The following is a 20,716-nucleotide window of genomic DNA, read 5'->3' on the forward strand; positions in this document are numbered from 1 at the left end:
AAATATATGCCGACGAAAGGCGCGGTGGTTCTGGCAGAGATCTGTGCCAATGTTCCGGTCGGAGGGCTGCTATGTTTGAAGCCGTGATTTTGCTATGCGCTCAGGTTGCGACAGAGCCTTGCAGAGAACAGCTTTTGCCGGGTTATGAGGCCCGATCACAGGCTGAATGCGAGCAGAAGCTGAAAACAACTCCTCCGCTGCTTTCCGATTGGCGCAGCGGCGAGCCCTATTGCCAACACATTGGTCAGGCACTGGAATTTGAAGAAGCTGCGCCGGGTCTGTTCGTGCATCGCGGTTTGATAGCGGAACCCGACGCGGACAATCTGGGCGATGTGTCCAATATCGGATTTGTCATCGGCCAGGACAGTGTCGCGGTGATTGATACGGGAACGGCACCCTGGATAGGAGAGGCCGTCTGGCGGGCCATTCGGGCCGAGACGGACAAGCCAGTCAGTCACGTAATTGTGACCCACATGCATCCCGATCACACATTGGGAACAGAGCCTTTGGCCCTTTCAGGTGCACAGGTTGTCGGCCATGCGGGGCTGGAGAGAGCACTGCTGGACCGGTTGGGCAACTATGTCGAAAGCCTGAGCGCCGCGATCGGCGACAGTGCCTATGTGGGTGTCGGGCCGATTTCCGTCGACATTGCTGTTGAAACCACGGACGAGATCGACCTGGGTGGGCGCAAACTGATCCTGCGGGCCTGGCCCCGGGCACATACCGGGAATGACTTGACCGTCATGGATGCAAACACCGGCGTCATGTTCACCGGCGATCTGGTGTTTCACCGGCATACCCCGGCATTGGATGGTCAACTGATCGGCTGGCAACGCGTACTGAAACAGATGACCGGGCTTGACGTCACCCAAATCGTACCGGGCCACGGTGGGCCGATCCTGGCGTGGCCTGAAGGTGCCGAGGATATGATGCGCTATTTGAACGTGCTGGAAACAGACACGCGCGAAGCAATCGACAGTGGTCAGCGACTGGGCGATGCGGTTGAAACGATCGCTCAGGAAGAAGCGGTGCACTGGGAATTGTTTGACGCCTACAACCCGCGCAATGCGACCGTCGCATTCACCGAACTTGAATGGGAATAGCCCTGTCAGCGAATAGCCCGATCCAGGTTTTTCGCGGCGCCCAGATTGGCCTGATCTGCGCCCCGAACGTCAATCAGCCGCGTTGCCGTCAAATCGGCATTCGTAAAATCGGCACCGGACAATGTAGCCCCTGTCAGGTCGGCCCCGCCCAATGTGGCCATCGACAAATCGGCATTTGTGAAATCTGCGTTGGGCAATTTGGCGAATTCCAGATCGGCGCGGGACATTTTCGCGTCAGTGAAATCCACGTCCGATCCACGAGCCGAGGACAGGACGCCGCGCATAAGCCCCATGGATTGGTTGCGCATGTCGGCCGAAAAATCCGCCCCTTTGAATACAGCCCGGTTCAGGTTGGCCTTGGTAAAATCGGCGGCTGTTCGGGCGTTTGTGAAATCCGTATCGCTCAGATCCGCCTGGCTGAGCTGGGTCTGGAACAGCTCGGCCCCGACAAGCGATGCACCTGAAAGATTGGCACCGATCATCCAGGACTGGCTGAGAATCGCGCCGTCCAGAGTGGATCCCGACAAATTGGCGCCGTTCAAAGACGTCGCTCGCAGGATCGCATTGCTGAAATCCAACCCGGACAAGTCGAGATTGTTCAGCCAGACCCGGGTGAAATCTGCGGGGGCGTCGGCCGTAGCAGCCGCAAGCCGGGCAACAACGTCGGCGCGGGTCATTTGCGCCTGGGTCATCTTGGGCAGAGTCATGTCAACGCCGCTGAGCGGGGACTGGCCAAGGGCCGAGAGGGGCGACAGCGTCAGAAAGACGATCAGTAGGTGTTTCATATTTCCCTCCTTGCCAAGAGGCCGCTGCATTAACCTTGATCTGAGGTCAACTGTTGCAGCATTTGCGAAATCGCAAACAGGCGTCGCTCGATGATTTGCGGTGTTTCGCACAGATAGGTGATCGAGCGTTGACGGTCAGAGTAGATCAGCTGATCCCAATCCAGCTGCTCCTCAAGGGCGTCAATGCGGTCATAATCAGGCGGGTCGGAAGACAGGGCCTGCTCCATTTCCACCCGGGCCAGATCAATCTTTTCAGCCATATCGATCTGCTTCAGAGAAAACTCTCCGATCCCCGCGATGATGTGCTTGCGTCTTTTGGACAAGGTGTCAAAGACGCGCTGGAACACCTGACCCAGAATATCCGGATCGCCGTTGTGACGCGCGGCAAACTCTGCAACCTGGGGCCGCAGGTCTTCCAGGTCGATCCGCCTCAGCGCCAACAGGCCAGCAATTTCATCGATGTCGGCACTGTCTTCGGTGGTTTCGCTGTCAGGGACCTGGTACGGCCACATGAGGCCCAGCGACAGGTCCTCGACCTTGCGTTGGATGCACGGCCAGGTTGGGTCGGAAAAATCCGCTGCCAGGCCCGGGCCAGCCGCGCCGAGCCAGGCCAGAGCCATAAGTGTTAGCTTGCCGTTAGACATCGCAGCTCTCCTCCACGCGGACATCATGCATGGAATCTGCGCGCGAAGTCCATTCAACCCAATACACACCATTGTCTTAATTGTTTGAACATGGCGCTCGCCCTCATACTCGACCCAAGTTGCCGGACTACGGTTGATTCCGGTGCCATGGGAGGAAAGACAGAGATGAGAACACGCGCGGCGGTTGCTGTGGCGGCAGGCCAACCCTTGGAAATCATGGAGGTTGAGCTGGATGGCCCGAAAGCAGGTGAAGTCCTGATCGAGGTCAAGGCGACCGGTCTTTGTCATACGGATGAGTTCACTCGTTCAGGTGATGACCCTGAAGGGATTTTTCCGGCAATTCTGGGTCATGAAGGCGCCGGAGTGGTTCTGGAAGTAGGGGAAGGTGTTACCAGCCTTGAGGTTGGAGACCACGTGATCCCTCTTTACACCCCCGAATGCCGTGAATGCGAATATTGTCTGAATCCCAAGACAAACCTGTGTCAGAAAGTACGTGCCACGCAGGGTGCGGGCTTGCTGCCGGATGGGACGACCCGGTTCAGCATGCTGGACGGGACACCCATCCATCACTACATGGGCTGTTCGACGTTTGCCAATCACACCGTTGTGCCCGAGATTGCGTTGGCCAAGGTGCGCAAGGACGCGCCGTTTGACAAGATTTGCTACATCGGCTGTGGCGTCACCACCGGCATCGGGGCCGTTATCAACACGGCCAAGGTCGAAATTGGTTCACGCTGCGTGGTCTTTGGTCTGGGCGGAATTGGCCTGAATGTCATTCAAGGCTGTCGCATGGCGGGCTGTGACCAGATCGTTGGTGTCGACCTGAATGACGGCAAGGCCGAAATGGCGACTCATTTCGGTATGACCGATTTCGTGAATCCCTCGAAAGTCAGCGGCGATATCGTGGCACATCTGGTCGAACTGACCGGCGGTGGCGCGGATTATACCTTTGACGCGACCGGCAATGTCGGCGTGATGCGAACCGCTTTGGAATGCGCGCACAAAGGTTGGGGAGAAAGCATCATCATCGGTGTGGCACCTGCTGGCGCCGAGATTTCAACGCGCCCGTTCCAGCTGGTCACCGGCCGGTCATGGCGCGGAACCGCGTTCGGCGGTGCCAAGGGCCGGACGGATGTTCCCAAGATCGTTGATTGGTACATGGCCGGGAAGATCGAGATCGACCCCATGATCACGCACAAGCTGACACTTGATGAAATCAACCACGGCTTTGACCTGATGCACCAGGGTAAATCGATCCGCGCGGTCGTGGAGTACTGACATGGGTCTGAAAACCATCTCGCAAAATCGCAGTTTCGGAGGGGAGCAGACCGTGTACTCCCACCCGTCCGAGACCTGTGATTGCGAGATGACCTTTGCCATCTACCTGCCGCCTCAGGCCAAATCCGGGCCGGTGCCGGTGTTGTGGTACTTGTCCGGCCTGACCTGCACCCATGAAAACGCGATGACCAAGGGCGGATTTCAGGAGGCGGCGGCGGATTACGGTGTCGCGGTTGTGTTTCCCGATACATCCCCGCGTGGCGAGAATGTTGCCGACGATGACGCCTATGATCTGGGGCAGGGGGCCGGATTCTACGTGAACGCCACACGGGACCCATGGCGGGCCCATTTCAGAATGTATGACTATATCGTCGACGAGCTGCGCGGAATTGTTCTGAAGAACTTCCCGGTGCAGGATCGTCACGGGATCACGGGCCATTCCATGGGTGGACATGGTGCGATTACGATCGCGATACGCAACGCCGACAAATTCGGGTCTCTTTCGGCATTTGCGCCGATTGCACACCCGACGCGGTCGGATTGGGGCCGTAAACAGCTTAGCAGCTATCTGGGTGACGACGAAAACACCTGGGTCGAACATGACGCCACCCTGCTGCTGGAAGAACACGGCTGGAAAGGTGACCTGCTGATCGATCAGGGCGCGGATGATCAGTTTCTTGATCTGCTCAAACCCGAAGCACTGGCCAACATGATGGCCAAGCGCCGCCAGCCCGGACAGATCAGAATCCAGGAAGGGTATGACCACTCGTACTTCTTCGTGAACAGTTTTGCCCGCGACCATGTCGAATGGCACGCGGAACGTCTCAGCCAATGAAAACAGCAAGGAAAGATTGATAGTGATCAGAACGGTATTCGCAGCAACCTGCCTCATGCTTTTCCCGGCCTTTGCAAGCGCCGAAGGCGATCCCGAAGCGGGCGAAAAAGTCTTTCGCAAGTGCAAGGCCTGCCATGCGGTGGGCGAAGGGGCTGAAAACAAGGTGGGGCCGGTGCTGAACGGTATTGTTGGACGTCAGGCCGCAAGCGTCGAAGGATTTGGCTATTCACCGGTGTTGATTTCGCTGTCCGAAGAAGGGCTGGTCTGGACACCCGAAGAACTGGACGCGTTTCTGACGAAACCGCGCGACTATGCGAAGGGGATCAAGATGACCTTCGCCGGGCTGAGAAAAGAGGACGATCGAGCGAACATCATCGCATATCTTGCGACCTTTGAGGACAACGGGTCGTAGGAGATCGCATTGCTCTCCCACCTAAGCGACCGGAAAACCGTCGGTCGGGGCGAGCATCAACAGACACCGTAATCCGACCTGGGTGAGGTGTTGCAATGCAGAGAGAGAGATCGCTGCACGAAAGGGAGGAGATTGAATGAAAAATCTATCGCTTTGGACCTCCGGGATTGCCATTGCACTGGCCACCGCGGCCTATGCAAATGACGACCTGGTTGCCCAGATGGAGAACGCGAAACAATGGGCGATCCAGACGGGTGACTACAAAAATCAGCGCTATTCCGAACTGGATCAGATCAACGCAGACAATGTAGGTGATCTGCAAGTGGCGTGGACCTTCTCGACCGGTGTTCTGCGCGGGCACGAGGGTTCGCCGCTGGTGATTGGCGACATGATGTATGTCCACACGCCGTTCCCGAACATTGTCTATGCTCTGGATCTGGCAAACGAAGGCAAAATCGTCTGGAAATATGAGCCCAAGCAGGACCCGGACGTGATTCCGGTCATGTGCTGTGACACGGTGAACCGCGGTGTGGCTTATGCGGATGGCAAGATCTTCCTGCATCAGGCCGACACCAAGGTTGTGGCGCTTGATGCCAAGTCCGGGGATGTCGTCTGGGAAGTCCAGAATGGCGACCCGGCGATTGGCGAAACCAACACAGCCACGGTGTTGCCTATCAAGGACAAGGTCATTGTCGGTATCTCGGGTGGCGAATTCGGTGTGCGCGGGTCGGTTACGGCCTATGACATGAACTCGGGCGAGCTGGTCTGGCGGGCCTATTCCATGGGGCCGGATTCGGACATTCTTGTTGATCCGGAAAAGACCACCCATCTGGGTAAGCCGGTTGGCGCGGACTCGGGTACAAACACCTGGGAAGGCGATCAGTGGAAGATCGGCGGCGGCACCACATGGGGCTGGTATTCCGCGGATCTGGACGAGAACCTGATGTACTATGGCACCGGGAACCCATCGACCTGGAACCCGGCGCAGCGCCCGGGCGACAACCGCTGGTCCATGACCATCATGGCGCGTGACATCGACACCGGCGTGGCAAGATGGTTCTACCAGATGACGCCGCATGATGAATGGGACTATGACGGCATCAATGAAATGATCCTTACGGAACAGGAAATTGATGGCGAGCAGCGCAAACTGCTGACCCATTTCGACCGCAACGGTCTTGGTTACACCATGGACCGCGTGACGGGCGAGCTGCTGGTGGCCGAAAAATTCGACCCGGTTGTGAACTGGACAACTGGCGTCGACATGGATCCCAACAGCGAAACCTATGGCCGCCCGGCCGTGGTCGCGCAGTATTCGACGGAACAGAACGGCGAGGACGTGAACTCGACCGGTATCTGCCCGGCGGCTTTGGGCACCAAGGACCAACAGCCTGCGGCCTATTCGCCGAAGACTCAGTTGATGTATGTGCCAACCAACCATGTCTGCATGGATTATGAGCCGTTCCGCGTGTCCTATACCGCTGGTCAGCCCTATGTGGGTGCAACTCTGGCGATGTATCCGGCACCCGACAGCCATGGTGGCATGGGCAACTTCATTGCCTGGGACAACACTGATGGAAGCATCAAGTGGTCACTGCCCGAGCAGTTCTCGGTCTGGTCCGGTGCGCTGGCGACAGCGGGTGACGTTGTCTTCTATGGAACGCTCGAAGGGTATCTGAAGGCGGTTCATGCTGAAACAGGGGAAGAACTGTACAAGTTCAAAACGCCCTCTGGCATCATCGGCAACGTGATGACGTACGAGCAAGGTGGCAAGCAGTATATCGGCATTCTGTCCGGTGTCGGTGGTTGGGCCGGTATCGGTCTGGCGGCTGGTTTGACCAACCCGAATGACGGTCTGGGCGCCGTGGGTGGCTATGCCGCACTCAGCGACTATACCGCGCTGGGCGGTCAGCTGACCGTGTTCGCATTGCCGAACTAAGCCAAAGATCTGGCCGGCGCGGTTCAATCGGACCGCGCCGGTTTTCACTTGAAAAGAAACGAGCGTTCCATGAACCATTCTGTACGTCTTCTGGCATCAATTCTTGCATCTTGCCTTCCTGTTGCCGCGATTGCCGACAATCTGGCAGTCGCGTATTCCGAAGATGGACGGTATTACACCGAAGACGATATCCCGACATTCAACGTGGCCGAGGATGGAACCGTAGACTGGATGACATTTTCGGGCTTCCGGCGCTATCACGCGGAATGCCATGTCTGTCACGGCCCGGATGGCGAGGGCTCGACCTATGCGCCGGCTCTGAAAGAGTCTGCGCTGGAAATGGATTATTACGACTTCGTTGATGTCGTCACCAATGGCCGCCAGGTGGTGAACGCCGCTGAAAACTCGGTAATGCCGGGATTTGGCGACAACCCGAATGTGATGTGCTTTCTGGATGACATCTATGTATACTTGAAGGCTCATGGGTCGGGTGCGATCCCGCGTGGCCGCCCGCCCAAGAAAGAGGCGAAATCTGACGTGATCCGCGAGGATGAAGATGCGTGTATGGGCTAAGGCCTGCCTGCCGGTTTTCGGACTTTGCGTCTGGCTTTGTCAGGCAGTGCCCGTGTCGGCGCAGACTTCTGACCTGGTTTCAAGAACGGCTTTTCGCGTCTGTGCGGATCCGGCCAACAATCCCATGTCATCCGAGGACGGATCGGGATTTGAAAACAAACTGGCCGAATTGATTGCCGCAAAGCTGGAACTGCCCGTGCAATATGTCTGGTTTCCGCAGGCGACGGGCTTCATACGGAACACGCTGGCCGCCAAACGATGCGATGTGGTGATCGGCTATGCGCAAGGTCATGAGCTGGTGCAGAACACCAACCACTACTATACGTCCGCCTATGCGCTGATCGTGCCGATGGACAGTGATCTGGCCCGGGTGGACATGTTGAACGATCCGATGCTCAAGGGGAAACGGATCGGGATCGTGGCGGGTACACCGCCTGCGGCTCATATGGCGCGGAACGGGCTGATCGGGCAAGCCAAGCCTTATAACCTGTTCGTTGACCGACGTGTGGAAAGCCCGGCCATCGACATGCTGGATGATCTGCAATCGGGTGAGATCGATGCGGCCATTCTCTGGGGTCCGCTGGGCGGACCATTGGTCACAGCAGACTATCCTGATTTCAAGGTGATCCCGCTGGTCAAGGAAGAACTGCCGCCGCGTCTGTTTTACCGCATCACCATGGGCGTGCGTCAGGGTGAGAAGGTTTGGCAGCGGCAGTTGAACTCGCTGATCCGCCGCAATCAGGATGAGATCAATGCTGTGTTGGCCGAGGCAGGCGTTCCACTTGTGAATGATCTGGGGACCGAGGTTCTGGACCTGTCGCAATGATGCGGGCAGCGGTGGCAATTGCGTTGATTTCGACCGCCGCAACAGCGCAGACAGTACCCGAACCAAGTGATTATCGCATGGATCACTACCGCGCGCCGGTGCCGGATCAGATAACCGGCGGGACGGTCATCGGCCCGGAAGAGGCATACGGCCTGTGGCAGGAACAAAGCGTCGCGTTCATCGACGTTTTGCCGCAGCCGCCCAAACCCGCCAATCTGCCTGAAGGCACGATCTGGCGCGACAAGCCGCGTGACAGCATTCCGGGATCACTCTGGTTGCCAAATGTCGGCTATGGCGCAATTGCCGATGTTACGGCAGACTATTTTCGAACCGGTTTAGAGGCCAGCACCAATGGCGATATCAACCACGGTGTCGTGTTCTTTTGCCTGGAAGATTGCTGGATGAGCTGGAATGCCGCCCGACGCGCAATCGAATGGGGATACACCAAAGTCTACTGGTTTCCGGAAGGCACCGACGGCTGGGCCTTGTGGGGCTATCCACTGGAGCGGGTAAAGCCAGCCCCGGGCCAACCCGTTGCCGGAGGCGGGTGATCTAAAAACCCGCCAGTTTTTTGTGTAAATGACTGACCGTACCGTCCGTATCCGTCATGGTCACATCGACCGCTTGCGCCCTGCTTGGAACGGAAATGCCAACCCTTGGATTTTCGGACAGAGAAATCGAGCCCGTCATCTGGACATACCCGGCGCCATCAAGATCGATATCCACGGTCTCTACATATCGCATCGGGATGAACAGCAGGGAAATCTGATCCATCTGCATTCCGGAATGCGACGGATGATCAATGTTCAGATCCATCTTGTTGGCCCGGCCCGCACCCAGGTTTGACAATCGTGTCCGCGTGTTCAGCGCAGGGACTCGGCCGACCAGTTCGGCCTCCATCGTGCCAAGGTTTGCCAGGGCCAGTTCCGGATCGGTCCCGGGAGGCGCCGCGCAGGCGCCAAGGCCCGAGGTTTTGACGAAAGTTTCTGACACCCAAAGGCGGCCATCCGTGGTTTCGGCGATGACATGCATCGGGGTCGGGCCGTTCACGCGCATGGTCACGTCGAAGTAAAAACTCGGCAGTGGCTCGTCCAGCTCGAACACGGCAGAAACCGGCATCGGGTTTTCATCCAGCACCAATGTCACCTTGGCCACTTTTGCCCCCCGAGGGGCTAGGACCTGAGCCGCCAGTTGAGCCCGCGCGTCATCGGGTGTGCGGTAAGGTGCATCAATCGCGATCAACGCATCTCCGTTCTGCATCGGTCTGTCGCCATAAAGCAGCGCTCGGACATTTTCCCATGCCTCGTTGGATGCCCAAACCGGGGCCGCCAACATGCTGAACAGGGCCGCAATCAGGTGAGATGCTTTCATTGTTGTCCTCCTTGCAGGAACCTGCCAAAGGCACGTGGTCCATCACAGGTTTCTAGTGTTTCTACCACCGACAGGGCCTGTGGGTCCACGATGCTGACGGTGTTGTCGAACCAGTTTGCGATGACCACCAGATCTTCGCCCGCCGTCGCATCAATGCCTTCGGGGTATTCTCCAACATCAATCACGCCCTCATGTTCGAGCGTCTCCAGAGATATGACGCTGAGCGTATTGGCATATTGGTTCGTGACGAACGCCCTGCCGTGGGCGAAGGCGATGCCATAAGGGCGTTCCCCGACCGGGACCGTTGCGGTGATGGCGCCGGTTTCCGCATCGACCACGCTGACATCATTGCTGCCGACATTGCCGATGAACAGACGCCCATCGGGGGCAAAACGCAGCCCGAAGGGGCGTGATCCAACCGGGCTGCGGTGCAGAAGCTGAAGAGTGTCGGCATCGAAAACCGACACCTGGTCCGCATCCTTGTCGGCCGACGCCAGAAAGCGCCCGTCTATTGATATCGCAATACCCGCCGGGGCGGCTCCGGTGGGCAACTCGGATTGAACTTTCAGAGTTTCACTGTCCAGCACCCAAAGTCGGGCATTGTACCAATCCGAGACAAAAACCCGCCCGCGATCCTGATCCAGAGCGATACCAATCGGCCCCCCTTCTAGCGTGACTTGCGCGACCGTTTCACCGGTCTCGGCAGACAAACGCCTTACCATTTTGCTGTCCGGGGACATGGTGAACAGCGTTTCATCCAGACCAACCGCCACACCCGCAGGCTTGCCAGGTAGGGGCCAGCGGGCCGTTTCCTGCATCCGTGCAAGATCTATCCGGCTCAGTTCTTCTCCGTTCTGACAGGTGATGAATGCTGTCTGTGCCAGTGCCGGGCTGCCAGAGAGCGCCAAGAACAACGTCAGCAGGTGGCTAACTTGCCGCACCGAACCGCTCGATCAACGCGTCGAGACCCGCCTGATAGACGCCGGTCACGGCGGCAACGGCGGCTTCGTCATTCAACTCGGCCGGAGGATCGTTGTTTGGATACCCGCGATAGAAGGCGCCGCGCCATTCGATGATCGAACCACCTCCGTCGCGCGGTTTTACCGTCAGATGCGACGAATAGTTGGTGACAGGCAGCACCTCTACCGCGACCTCGGTGATCCGGTAGGAGTAGCTCATTTTCTCTGCGCTGTACTTGTACAGAATTTCATTGATCGTCGGCCCGCCTTCCTGACCAAGTGTCAGCAATCGGGTCGCATCAATCGCGTTGCCGCCGTTTCCTTCGGTCGCAAACACAGCAGGATGCCACGACATGTCATCAAAGTTCCCGACAACGGCCCAGACTTCCTCTGGTGAGGCTGCGACCTCGGCAGTCAGCGTGACTTTCTGCCGGGTCGGCCCGTGGGCCCAAACCGGACCCGGCACCAGCAGAGCGGTGGTTGCGGCAAGAAGAAATCGTCGATTCATTCCATGTCCTCCCTGAATGCGCAGAGCTTTGGCACACGCCGCGCGCTTGCGGCGTTTCTTTTGTCAGACCTGACGTGCGAGCGCACGTTGACGGTCACCCGTCACACCCCCTGAAAAATCGGCGGGTGTCGCGGGAAACCGCAGCAAGATCAACCATATACGCGCATTCTTATAAAATAAGAATCGAGCTTAATGATGAAGCTGATAGGCTTTGTTTTACAACACGGCCAAAAGTATTGGTTCCGTTTTTCGGGGCGTTATGCCCCGAATATTTCAACCTGAACTCTGACTTTCAGGCAACGGGAGGACATCTTGAGCATTCGCCTGCTGCCGCTGCTTGCGGCGCTTCTTTGGTGTGCATCCGCGATGACCGCGGCGGCGCTCGATGTGAAGGCTGCGGTGCTGCGGATCGACTATCCGTCGCTTCTGCCGATCTCGCGTTATGATTTGAAACCGGACGATCTGGGGTTTGCCGGTGCGGCGCTTGGGGATGAGGATAACGGAACCACGGGCGGATTTCTGGGACATACCTACGAGACCATAACGATGGCCGTTCCGCCGGAAGAGGCTGACGCCGCAATGGACCAGATCCTTGCCGGAGGCGTGCGCCTGATCGTCCTTTTGGCCAAGGCACCGGACATGTTGCGCCTGACGGACAAGGCGGCAGATTCCGGGGCGCTTGTCTTCAACGTGTCCGCGCCTGATGTCGATCTTCGCGACGCAAACTGCCGGGGCAACCTGCTTCATATCGCCCCGTCCCGCGCCATGAACGCCGATGCCGTTGCTCAGTTTGCCGTCTGGAAGAAATGGGGCGACTGGTTCCTGTTGGCCGGATCCAACCCCGAGGATGTCAAGCTCGCGGACGCGTATCGCCGTGCAGCGAACAAGTTCGGCGCGAAGATTGCCGAAGATCGGACCTTTGCGGATACCGGGGGATCTCGTAGAACGGATTCCGGTCATGTTCTTGTTCAGCGCCAATTGCCATTGGACACGCAAGATGCGCGAGACCATGACGTCGTGATTGCCGCGGACGAAACCGACTATTTCGCGCGGTATCTGTCCTATCACCTTTGGACCCCACGCCCCGTGATGGGTTCAGGCGGCTTGCGTCCGACGACGTTTCACGGCGCGCATGAGGCATGGGGCGCGACCCAGTTCCAGACCCGTTTCGAGGATCTGACAGGCCGCTATGTCCGCCCCGAGGACTACAACGCCTGGCTTGCACTGCGCGTAATCGGCGAGGCCGTGACCCGCGCCAGCACCGCCGAACCGGAAGGTGTGCGGGATTATGCCCTTTCTGACCAGTTCGAACTTGCCGCATTCAAAGGGCAGAAAGTGACATTCCGCGATTGGAACGGGCAGTTGCGTCAGCCGATCCTTCTGTATGACGGGTCGATCACTGTCAGCGTCAGCCCGCAAGAGGGGTTTCTGCACCAGGTCTCGCCGCTCGATACGATGGGGTTGGATCGGGCGGAATCCAGCTGTCGCGCATTTGAGTAACCGGAGGTATTGATGAAACGACTATTGCTGACCGTTGCCTGTGCTGCGCTGACCGCCGGTCCCGTGTTCGCGGGCAAGGCTTTTGTCTCGAACGAGCGGGGCAACACCATTACCGTGGTTGATACCGAAACCTGGGAGGTGATCACCGAATTTCCAGGCGGCAACCGACCGCGTGGGATCACCGTCAGCCCGGATGGCGGCACGCTGTATGTCTGTGCCTCGGATGACAATATCATCCGGGTATTTGATACAGAGACCTATGAGGAACTTCCCAGTTTGCCCTCTGGTCCGGACCCCGAACTTTTCATTCTCGAACCCTCGGGCAAGCGGCTCTATATCGCCAATGAAGACGACAATCTGGTGACGGTCACAGACACCGAAACCCGCACCGTTTTGGCCGAAATTCCGGTAGGTGTCGAACCCGAAGGCATGGGAATGAGTCCCGACGCCAAATTCGTGGTCAACACGTCCGAGACCACCAACATGGCGCATTTCATTTCAACCGAGGACTATTCCATCAAGCATAATGTCCTGGTGGACCAGCGCCCGCGCTATGCCCAGTATACAGCGGATGGAAAGCGTCTGTTCGTGACATCGGAAATCGGTGGAACCGTCACGGTCATGGACATTGCAGAAGACGGAACGCCGACGGTTGTCGGCAAGATCAGCTTCGAAGTGGCGGGCGTGCAGCCGGAATGGTTGCAGCCCGTTGGTGCCAAGGTGACATCGGACGGCAAACGCCTGTTCGTTGCTTTGGGGCCTGCAAACCGGGTCGCCGTTGTTGACGCGCAAAGCCTTGAAGTTCTGGACTATATACTGGTGGGGCAGCGGGTCTGGCAGTTGGATTTCACGCCGGACGAAAAATACCTGCTGACCACAAATGGTAATTCAAACGACATCACAATCATTGATGTGGCCGCAGAGAAAGCCATCAAGTCAGTACAGGTCGGTCAACAGCCCTGGGGCGTGGTGACCATTGACTGAAGTTCTGGGAGGGACGGGAATGAAGAAACTAGTGATTGCAGCGATGGTTGCGGCGTTGGGTGGGCCAGTATCGGCGGCGCCGCTGTGTGACGATCTGGGATTTGCCGGGCTTCTGGCGAAATGCAACCGTGGGGAAACCATCAAGCTGACGCTTGCTTCGGGGCAACCCCTGGGTGAAGACGTGGTTCTGCAATCCGGCGCGTATTACAAGCTTGAGATCACCGCTGATGGGTCAGCGGAACTGGCCATCGAGGGGCCATCGTTCTTTCGCGCGATCTGGATGAACGAGATCGTGATCAACAAGATCGAGATCCGTCCGATGGCGGTGGACAGCATCGAGTTTGACAAGGCCGGCGTGGCTGAATTGTCGTTCATCGCAATCAAACCCGGCAGTCATGAAATTCGCATCCCCGGGTCCACCGGTGAAACGCAACGCATCACGGTTAGTATTCAATAGAGAAGGGATAGGTACATGAAAAATATGGGAGTTTTGATAACCGTCGGGCTTCTCGCGGCCCCGGCTTTCGCCGACGACATTGACGCGGAAACGGTGGAAAAGATCGAAGCCTATCTTGCCTCTATCGAGTGCCAGATGGATCCGGATGATATCGAGGTTGAAGACGATGGCTATGATCTGGATGACGTCATCTGCAAGGGCGGCAACCAGTTCGATATCAAGCTGGACAAGGATTTGAATGAAGTCAGCCGAAAGGCGGAATAGCGAATAAAAGGGATCGGGTCATGACCAAACTTCTTGCCGCCTGCCTTGCACTTGCACTCAGTTCGGGGGCTTTGGCAGCCGAGACCCTGCCGACCATTCGCGCGGCCGTACTCAAGATCGGAACGGTGAATTGGGAACTGGAGACCATTCGCCGGAACGGCTTGGATCGGAAACATGGCTTTGTCCTTGATGTTCAACCATTTGCCGACAATGGCGCAACGCGTATCGCGGTCGAGGGGGATGAGGCTGATTTGGCGGTTGCCGACTGGATTTGGGTTGCTCGTCAAAGGGCTGCCGGCAAGGACTATGTGTTCATCCCTTATTCCAAAGCCGTGGGCGGCGTGGTTGTGCCCGCTGACAGCCCGGCAACCAGTTTGAAGGATTTGGCGGGCGGCAAGATCGGCATCGCGGGTGGTCCGCTGGATAAATCCTGGCTGATTTTGCGCGCCTATGCAGCAAAAGAATACGGGATGGACTTGAAAGCCGACACCGAACAGGTGTTTGGTGCGCCCCCACTGATCTTCAAATCTGCTTTGAACGGTGACTATGCCGGGGCAATCAATTTCTGGCATTTCCTGGCCAAGATGAAAGCGTCCGGCATGAAAGAGCTGATCTCGGTTGAGGAAGCCGGGCAGGCTTTGGGGCTCGACACGAATACACCCCTGCTGGGTTATTACCTTAAAGAGAGTTTTCTGAACGAACACCCCGACCTTGCGCAAAGCCTGTTTACCGCCAGCCGCGACGCCAAGGACCTGCTGGCCAATTCGCCCGAGGCATGGGAGGCGATCAGACCGCGGATGAACGTCAAGTCTGATGCACAGTTTGAACAACTCAGGCTCGATTGGATCGCCGGTATTCCCGATCGTCGCCCGGTCGATGCGGTCGCGGCCAACAAGATGCTGGAACTTATGGCCGAATTGGGCGGGGCTGAGCTGGTGGGCGCTGCGACGACAGTGCCACAGGGTCTTTTTGCTGACGTGGAATAGGATCAGATGCAAAACGCGCGCCTCACGCCGCTTTTGTCCATCGCAGGCCTTGTGGCGCTGTGGATTGTTGCGGCGTCGCTGACCGCAGACCCTCAGATTCTGCCGCAACCCTGGGACCTGATCCCCCGGTTTCAGCAAGAACTTGCGTCAGGCGAATTGCTGCGCAGCCTTGGTGCGACACTGTTACGTGTGATCTGGGCCTTCGTGTTGGCGATGATCTTGGGAACGATCATTGGCCTGGCCATGGGGCGATCGGATGCGCTGAACCGCTGGCTTGATCCATGGCTGGTTATCTTCCTGAACCTGCCCGCATTGGTTCTGATCGTGCTGTGCTATCTCTGGATCGGGCTGACCGAAGCTGCGGCGATCACCGCGGTAACGCTGAACAAAATTCCCAATGTCGCAACGATCCTCCGAGAGGGCGGCAGGGCGCTGAGCCCGGATCTGGATGCGTTGGCACGGGTCTACCGGATGCCGTGGCAAACACGACAGTGTCATGTGATCCTGCCGCAGCTTGCGCCGTTTATCGCAGCTGCTGCACGGTCCGGGCTTTCTTTGATCTGGAAAATCGTGCTTGTGGTCGAGTTTCTTGGGCGCTCATCCGGAGTCGGGTTTCAAATCCACTTGTATTTTCAGCTGTTTGATGTGGCAATGGTGCTGGTCTATGCGTTTTCGTTCATTGCCGTCATGCTGGTTGTCGAATGGCTGGTTCTTCAACCCTTGGAGCGGAACGCTCGACGGTGGAGAACTGCATGATCCGAATTGACATCCGGAAGAAGCGTTTTGAACACCACGCCGTCCTGGGCTCCATTGCGTTTGACATCGCCGCCGGGGAAACGGTCGCGCTGACCGGTCCATCGGGCATTGGAAAGACGACGCTGCTGCGATTGGTGGCAGGCATTGACCCGGATTTCGAAGGCCAGATCGTGCGGCCGGATCGACTGGCCATTGTGTTTCAGGAACCCACTTTGCTGCCATGGCGTTCGGCTATCGACAATCTGACCCTGATTCATGGCGACCTGTCGCAGGCTGAGGCCGACGCCGCGCTGACTGACGTGGGTTTGGACGGAAAGGGGGATTTGTTTCCCGGCCAGTTGTCACTGGGTCAGCAGCGCCGGCTTTCTCTGGCGCGCGCCTTTGCCGGGAAGCCCGAGTTTCTGATTATGGACGAGCCCTTTGTATCACTGGATTCCGAAACGGCCGAGACGATGCTGACCCTGACCGAGGACCTCATCGCGCGGCATCGCCCGGCGACCCTGTTCGTGACGCATTCCCAACCCGAAGCACAGCGTCTTTCCGACCGGATCCTGAACCTGGTAGCCGGGCCAGACGGGGCCGTTCTGGGTTAGGGTCATTCCGCAGGCTCTCTCGCGGCACCGGGTGCGGTTCGATATATGAAGGGCGCATCCGCTTTGGCGGCATGTTCGTTTGCCTGGTTTTGCAGGGTCTGATGATGGGGTGATTTGATGCAAACCGGATCGGTGGCGCCTGCGTCTCCGATAACGGCCATGGCCTGACAGCGGCAGCCGCCAAAATCAATGGTTTTGCGTTCGCAGGTTTTGCACGGGTCCGACATCCAATCCGTGCCGCGATAGGCATTGAACGCGCTGCCATGGAACCAGATATCCGCAAGCGGTTTGTCCTGTACCCGGTCAAATGTCAGATGCGGGATGGACTGTGCCGCATGGCAAGGCAGAACCTGACCGTCTGGCGCCACGTTCAGCCCGGTTGTGCCCCAACCGCCCATGCATCGCTTGGGATAGTCATCATGATAGTCCGCCGGAACATAATCAATGACCAGTTGTCCCCTGAGGTTCTTCCTGGCCTCGGCCACCTGTCGCGTCACCTGTTGCGCCTGTTCCCGCGTCGGCATCAAGGCATCCCTGTTCCGCAAGGCCCAGCCGTGGAACTGTACCGTTGCAACCTCGATCCGTCGTGCTCCCATTTCGCGCGCCAGTTCCAGCGCCCGCGGCAGCTGGTGGGCATTGTGACGGTGCAGCACGAAGTTCAGGGTCAGCGGAAACCCGATCTTCTTGATCCATTCGACCGTTTTCATCTTGCGGTCAAACCCACCCCGATAGCCGCCTACCTTATCCGCCATCGCGGCGTCAGTGCCCTGAAGAGAAAGCTGGATATGGTCCAGGCCGACGTCGTCCAGTTCATGCAGGCGTCGCTCGGACAGGCCGATCGCCGACGTGATCAGGTTGGTATACAACCCGGCCTCACGCGCGGCATTGACCAGCGCAACCAGATCGCGGCGGGATGCGGGCTCTCCACCTGACAGATGCAATTGCAAGACACCAAGAGCCGCCGCCTCCTTGAAAATACGTGCCCATGTTTCAGTATCCATTTCACTGTCGAGTTTGGCCATTTCGACTGGGTTGGAGCAATAAGGGCAGGACAATGGGCATCGATGCGTCAGCTCGGCCAGCATGGCAATTGGGGGAGGGGGTTTTACCTGCATCAGACGACATCCAGAAAACGACGCACCCGAAGGGCATCCAGAAACCCCGAGCTGTCTTCGACAATCTGTTCTTCCGGGGCGTTGTATTTCCTGGACAGGCTTGCGGTGATCTGACCAAAGCTGCGTTGGCCGTCTACTTCGCTCAGAATTGCATGTCCGATCTGATCCAACGTCACCGCCCGTTCAGGTGCCAGCAGTACCCATTGTTCCCGCACGGAATCGTACTGGATGCGGACACCACGTGGAAGCAAGGGGACCTGCTGCGCCAACATCACGATGCCTGCCGCATCCGTAAACCGGTGTCCGGCTTCCACGCCCCCGGCGGAATTCGGGCAGGTTCGACATAGGCGCCCCACAGGGCATCCAACTGCGACCAGAGGACATCGGTCTTGAATATCAGAGCCTTGGCTGCCGCGTCCTGTTTTTCTGCGGTGTCGGCATGATCCAATACCCATGCCAGACCAAAGGCCACATCCTTGGGGGCTTCTTTCAGGCGGTTGCGGAAATAGGCAAGTGAGCTGTCATCCGCAAAATCGTAATGCCGAAGCAGGCCTTCGATCCTGTTGGCGTGAATCTTGGGAGCAAACAGTTCAGTGAGTGAGGCCGCAACCGCTTCCAGCAACGACTTTTCGCGGACGTATCGCACGTAAGCATCCACCGCAAATCTGGTGGCAGGCAATACGCCGTCACATGAGGCGACATAGTCCGGATCCAGGCCGACCGCTTCGGCCAGCCGCAACCAGCGCCGGATACCACCTTCGTTGTCTTCCGTGCCGTCATGATCTTCGATCCGGGACCGCCAAGCTCGGCGCAGCGCCGGATCTTCTACACGCGACATGAAGGCGGCGTCCTTCATCGGGATGGAATGCTGATAATAGTAGCGGTTGATCACCCAGGCCCGCACTTCGTCAGGCGTGCATTGACCACCGTGCAGGCGATGATGAAACGGATGCAGGTCGTGGTAACGCTCGGCTCCGATCTGACGAAGCCGGGCCTCGAACTCTTCGCGGCTTTGGGTCATAGCGTTATCTCCATGCCATCCTGGCCTATCGTCCAGCCTTTGGCCCGTGCCCGAGCGTTCTCGGCGCTGTCGGGGCGCAGAACCGGATTGGTGTTGTTCATGTGGATGAACACTTTCCGGCCGATTTTCATATCGGCGAAACCTGCGATCGATCCATCGGGGCCGTCCATCGACATATGGCCCATGCGCTTGCCCGTTTTCTGACCCAGCCCGGCCTGCACCATTTCCGTGTCGTGCCAAAGCGTGCCGTCGAAAAACAAAAGATCGGCCTCGTCAAGGCGGGCGCGCAACTCGGGCGTCAATGCGGCACAGCCCGGTATGTAATATGCCGTCTTCCCCTGCGCGCTCAGTGCCACCCCGACGGTTTGTTCGCCAACCAATTCGGTTTCGACATGTTCCCCTTCAAGATACAGAGGCACTTTGCCGGGCACCGGGAACAAAGTTGCCTGCAAGCCGGGAACCAGATCGAACGTCTGATTCAACGAGATCGGCGCACGTGTCACGACCGAGGCGTTCAAGGCGTCGAATATCGGGTTCTGCGCAAGAACATCCTGAATGCTTTGGGTTGCAAACAGCGTAAATGGCTGCATCTCGCGCAGCGTCAGCAAGCCAGCCACATGGTCTATGTCGCCATTCGTCACCAGCACCGATTGAATCGGTACCTCTCGTAACCCGGTCGGATACAGGACGGGCGTTTTGCCAAGCTGCGTTCGAATATCCGGAGACGCGTTCAGGATGGCCCAGTTGTGGCCATCGGGTGACACCGCGAGTGATGATTGCGTCTGCGCCGGAATATGTCCGCTTCGGGCCAGATTGCAGTTTTCACATCCGCAATTCCATTGCGGAAGGCCGCCGCCAGCAGCGGCCCCAAGTATTATTGCGCGCAACGTCATCTTTTGTTGGCGCCTGCGGCTGATCAGATCAGGCCGCCACCGCGTTCTTCGTCATGATCGGGGCCGTACATGTTGATTTCCATGCCGCATTCGATTTCGCGAATAACAGGTCTGTTCCAAGCCATATCAGGGTCCTCCTCCTGGGGTGTGCTGATATTCAATGTGGCAGGACTTGCCGGTTGGCGCGACTCTTAATTAATAAGTATGAATTAGACTTTGGTCGGTACTCAGGTGTCATCCGATAACGGGGCGACCCCCTGTATGCAAAACCCCTGGTTGCGTATGGTTTTGATTTCAAACCCAAAATCATCCAATCCCAATTTCTTTCTCAGATATCCGATGTAGACGTCCACCACGTTTTCGTTACTGGACCCGTCCTGTGACCAAAGCGTGTCAAACAGCTCTCCTCGGGATATTGGCGATCCGGCCTTGCTGTTGAGCAGCGTGAGCAGTTCGAATTCACGTTCGGTGAGCGCAATGCTTGTCTCGCGGATTGAAAGTGTTCTGTCCCGCGACGACAGGCGCGCGGGGTCCGGGCGCTGAGAGAGCACGCGTTGTTCCTGTACTTGCAACCGGGCGACAAGCTCATCAAAGCTGAACGGCTTCACGACATAATCATCGGCCCCGGCTTCCAGCCCGGCGGCGCGGTGATCGACATCAGAGAGGGCCGACAACATCAGGATCGGGATTCCGACCCCGGCACGGCGCGCGGCCCGGACCAGTTCGACACCGCTATCCGTTCCCAGCATCACATCTACAATCGCACCTGAGAATGCACCGCTTTTCAACCGCTCCAACCCTTGGTCGGCGCGGTTTTCAGCCTCGGCTGAGTAGCCGTGCAGCGAAAGGCCCCGGACAAGGGCCGACGTGATTCTGGGGTCGTCATCTATGATCAGCAGTCTGGAGACCATTTT

General features: G+C 57.9%; 26 protein-coding genes. 15 read left to right on the top strand and 11 right to left on the bottom strand.

Annotated features, from left to right (window positions below):
- Nucleotides 1-71 precede the first annotated feature (71 nt).
- The gene (locus tag ACR0DJ_RS12000; protein WP_425079163.1) at nucleotides 72-1,103 is read left to right on the top strand and encodes a quinoprotein relay system zinc metallohydrolase 2; all 1,032 of its coding nucleotides are present in this window, start codon (nucleotides 72-74) and stop codon (nucleotides 1,101-1,103) included.
- Nucleotides 1,104-1,108: 5 nt separating this feature from the next.
- On the opposite strand, the gene ACR0DJ_RS12005 is transcribed toward ACR0DJ_RS12000, so the two are convergent.
- On the bottom strand, nucleotides 1,109-1,888 hold the full coding sequence (locus ACR0DJ_RS12005; protein WP_170346815.1) for a pentapeptide repeat-containing protein: 780 nt from the start codon (nucleotides 1,886-1,888) through the stop codon (nucleotides 1,109-1,111).
- A 29-nt stretch (nucleotides 1,889-1,917) separates the two neighbouring features.
- Nucleotides 1,918-2,532 carry a hypothetical protein gene (locus ACR0DJ_RS12010; protein WP_425079162.1) on the bottom strand — a complete coding sequence of 205 codons (615 nt, stop codon included), beginning with the start codon at nucleotides 2,530-2,532 and terminating at the stop codon, nucleotides 1,918-1,920.
- Nucleotides 2,533-2,697: 165 nt separating this feature from the next.
- Here ACR0DJ_RS12010 and ACR0DJ_RS12015 point away from each other — a divergent pair, with 165 nt between their 5' ends.
- The 7 genes from ACR0DJ_RS12015 (at nucleotide 2,698) to ACR0DJ_RS12045 (ending at nucleotide 8,946) form a co-directional block, all read left to right on the top strand.
- Nucleotides 2,698-3,810 carry an S-(hydroxymethyl)glutathione dehydrogenase/class III alcohol dehydrogenase gene (locus ACR0DJ_RS12015; RefSeq protein ID WP_117873003.1) on the top strand — a complete coding sequence of 371 codons (1,113 nt, stop codon included), beginning with the start codon at nucleotides 2,698-2,700 and terminating at the stop codon, nucleotides 3,808-3,810.
- Nucleotide 3,811: 1 nt separating this feature from the next.
- Nucleotides 3,812-4,645: an S-formylglutathione hydrolase gene (fghA, locus tag ACR0DJ_RS12020; RefSeq protein ID WP_217355958.1), complete on the top strand. Its 834-nt coding sequence runs from the start codon at nucleotides 3,812-3,814 to the stop codon at nucleotides 4,643-4,645.
- A 22-nt stretch (nucleotides 4,646-4,667) separates the two neighbouring features.
- Complete coding sequence (locus ACR0DJ_RS12025; RefSeq protein WP_368040374.1) at nucleotides 4,668-5,057, top strand: c-type cytochrome; 390 nt, start codon at nucleotides 4,668-4,670, stop codon at nucleotides 5,055-5,057.
- 136 nt (nucleotides 5,058-5,193) lie between these two features.
- Nucleotides 5,194-6,996: a lanthanide-dependent methanol dehydrogenase XoxF5 gene (xoxF5, locus tag ACR0DJ_RS12030; RefSeq protein ID WP_170346817.1), complete on the top strand. Its 1,803-nt coding sequence runs from the start codon at nucleotides 5,194-5,196 to the stop codon at nucleotides 6,994-6,996.
- A gap of 69 nt (nucleotides 6,997-7,065) precedes the next feature.
- On the top strand, nucleotides 7,066-7,569 hold the full coding sequence (locus ACR0DJ_RS12035) for a c-type cytochrome, methanol metabolism-related (RefSeq protein WP_425079161.1): 504 nt from the start codon (nucleotides 7,066-7,068) through the stop codon (nucleotides 7,567-7,569).
- A complete protein-coding gene (locus ACR0DJ_RS12040; protein ID WP_371813750.1) occupies nucleotides 7,553-8,395 on the top strand; it encodes a substrate-binding domain-containing protein in 843 nt (280 codons plus the stop codon). The genes ACR0DJ_RS12035 and ACR0DJ_RS12040 overlap by 17 nt, the downstream gene beginning before the upstream one ends.
- Entirely contained in the window at nucleotides 8,392-8,946 is a 555-nt protein-coding gene (locus tag ACR0DJ_RS12045; protein WP_171170163.1) for a PQQ-dependent catabolism-associated CXXCW motif protein, read from the top strand. The genes ACR0DJ_RS12040 and ACR0DJ_RS12045 overlap by 4 nt, the downstream gene beginning before the upstream one ends.
- 1 nt (nucleotide 8,947) lies before the next feature.
- Here the strand turns inward: ACR0DJ_RS12045 and ACR0DJ_RS12050 are convergent, their stop codons facing one another.
- Genes ACR0DJ_RS12050 through ACR0DJ_RS12060 form a run of 3 tightly spaced genes read right to left on the bottom strand, consistent with a single transcriptional unit; the run spans nucleotide 8,948 to nucleotide 11,233 of the window.
- Entirely contained in the window at nucleotides 8,948-9,766 is an 819-nt protein-coding gene (locus tag ACR0DJ_RS12050; RefSeq protein ID WP_170346821.1) for a quinoprotein dehydrogenase-associated SoxYZ-like carrier, read from the bottom strand.
- A complete protein-coding gene (locus ACR0DJ_RS12055) occupies nucleotides 9,763-10,707 on the bottom strand; it encodes a YncE family protein (protein ID WP_480685104.1) in 945 nt (314 codons plus the stop codon). Before ACR0DJ_RS12055 ends, ACR0DJ_RS12050 begins: the two co-directional genes overlap by 4 nt.
- Nucleotides 10,694-11,233, bottom strand: coding sequence for an SRPBCC family protein (locus ACR0DJ_RS12060; RefSeq protein ID WP_425079158.1), 540 nt, complete (start codon nucleotides 11,231-11,233; stop codon nucleotides 10,694-10,696). The genes ACR0DJ_RS12055 and ACR0DJ_RS12060 overlap by 14 nt, the downstream gene beginning before the upstream one ends.
- 366 nt (nucleotides 11,234-11,599) lie before the next feature.
- On the opposite strand from ACR0DJ_RS12060, the gene ACR0DJ_RS12065 reads away from it, so the two are divergent.
- Genes ACR0DJ_RS12065 through ACR0DJ_RS12095 form a run of 7 tightly spaced genes read left to right on the top strand, consistent with a single transcriptional unit; the run spans nucleotide 11,600 to nucleotide 16,773 of the window.
- A complete protein-coding gene (locus ACR0DJ_RS12065) occupies nucleotides 11,600-12,733 on the top strand; it encodes an ABC transporter substrate-binding protein (RefSeq protein ID WP_257601401.1) in 1,134 nt (377 codons plus the stop codon).
- 12 nt (nucleotides 12,734-12,745) lie between these two features.
- Complete coding sequence (locus ACR0DJ_RS12070; RefSeq protein ID WP_480685107.1) at nucleotides 12,746-13,717, top strand: YVTN family beta-propeller repeat protein; 972 nt, start codon at nucleotides 12,746-12,748, stop codon at nucleotides 13,715-13,717.
- A 19-nt stretch (nucleotides 13,718-13,736) separates the two neighbouring features.
- Nucleotides 13,737-14,174 (top strand): cupredoxin domain-containing protein, encoded by a 438-nt coding sequence (locus ACR0DJ_RS12075; RefSeq protein ID WP_170346824.1) that lies wholly within the window; start codon nucleotides 13,737-13,739, stop codon nucleotides 14,172-14,174.
- 15 nt (nucleotides 14,175-14,189) lie between these two features.
- Complete coding sequence (locus ACR0DJ_RS12080; protein WP_170346825.1) at nucleotides 14,190-14,438, top strand: PepSY domain-containing protein; 249 nt, start codon at nucleotides 14,190-14,192, stop codon at nucleotides 14,436-14,438.
- Between the two features lie 20 nt (nucleotides 14,439-14,458).
- Nucleotides 14,459-15,424: an ABC transporter substrate-binding protein gene (locus tag ACR0DJ_RS12085; RefSeq protein ID WP_480685109.1), complete on the top strand. Its 966-nt coding sequence runs from the start codon at nucleotides 14,459-14,461 to the stop codon at nucleotides 15,422-15,424.
- A gap of 6 nt (nucleotides 15,425-15,430) precedes the next feature.
- A complete protein-coding gene (locus ACR0DJ_RS12090; protein ID WP_480685111.1) occupies nucleotides 15,431-16,180 on the top strand; it encodes an ABC transporter permease in 750 nt (249 codons plus the stop codon).
- Nucleotides 16,177-16,773 carry an ABC transporter ATP-binding protein gene (locus ACR0DJ_RS12095; protein WP_480685113.1) on the top strand — a complete coding sequence of 199 codons (597 nt, stop codon included), beginning with the start codon at nucleotides 16,177-16,179 and terminating at the stop codon, nucleotides 16,771-16,773. Before ACR0DJ_RS12090 ends, ACR0DJ_RS12095 begins: the two co-directional genes overlap by 4 nt.
- Nucleotides 16,774-16,775: 2 nt before the next feature.
- Here the strand turns inward: ACR0DJ_RS12095 and pqqE are convergent, their stop codons facing one another.
- The 6 genes from pqqE to ACR0DJ_RS12125 form a co-directional block, all read right to left on the bottom strand.
- Entirely contained in the window at nucleotides 16,776-17,888 is a 1,113-nt protein-coding gene (gene pqqE, locus ACR0DJ_RS12100) for a pyrroloquinoline quinone biosynthesis protein PqqE (protein ID WP_480685114.1), read from the bottom strand.
- Nucleotides 17,888-18,160 (bottom strand): pyrroloquinoline quinone biosynthesis peptide chaperone PqqD, encoded by a 273-nt coding sequence (gene pqqD, locus ACR0DJ_RS12105; protein WP_170346830.1) that lies wholly within the window; start codon nucleotides 18,158-18,160, stop codon nucleotides 17,888-17,890. The genes pqqE and pqqD overlap by 1 nt, the downstream gene beginning before the upstream one ends.
- Entirely contained in the window at nucleotides 18,160-18,909 is a 750-nt protein-coding gene (gene pqqC / locus ACR0DJ_RS12110; protein WP_480685116.1) for a pyrroloquinoline-quinone synthase PqqC, read from the bottom strand. Before pqqC ends, pqqD begins: the two co-directional genes overlap by 1 nt.
- Nucleotides 18,906-19,802: a pyrroloquinoline quinone biosynthesis protein PqqB gene (gene pqqB, locus ACR0DJ_RS12115; RefSeq protein ID WP_257601191.1), complete on the bottom strand. Its 897-nt coding sequence runs from the start codon at nucleotides 19,800-19,802 to the stop codon at nucleotides 18,906-18,908. Before pqqB ends, pqqC begins: the two co-directional genes overlap by 4 nt.
- Nucleotides 19,803-19,825: 23 nt before the next feature.
- The gene (gene pqqA / locus ACR0DJ_RS12120; RefSeq protein ID WP_480685117.1) at nucleotides 19,826-19,927 is read right to left on the bottom strand and encodes a pyrroloquinoline quinone precursor peptide PqqA; all 102 of its coding nucleotides are present in this window, start codon (nucleotides 19,925-19,927) and stop codon (nucleotides 19,826-19,828) included.
- Between the two features lie 102 nt (nucleotides 19,928-20,029).
- Entirely contained in the window at nucleotides 20,030-20,713 is a 684-nt protein-coding gene (locus tag ACR0DJ_RS12125) for a response regulator transcription factor (protein WP_170346833.1), read from the bottom strand.
- Between the last annotated feature and the right edge of the window lie 3 nt (nucleotides 20,714-20,716).

This window comes from Ruegeria sp. BF10, assembly GCF_056538725.1.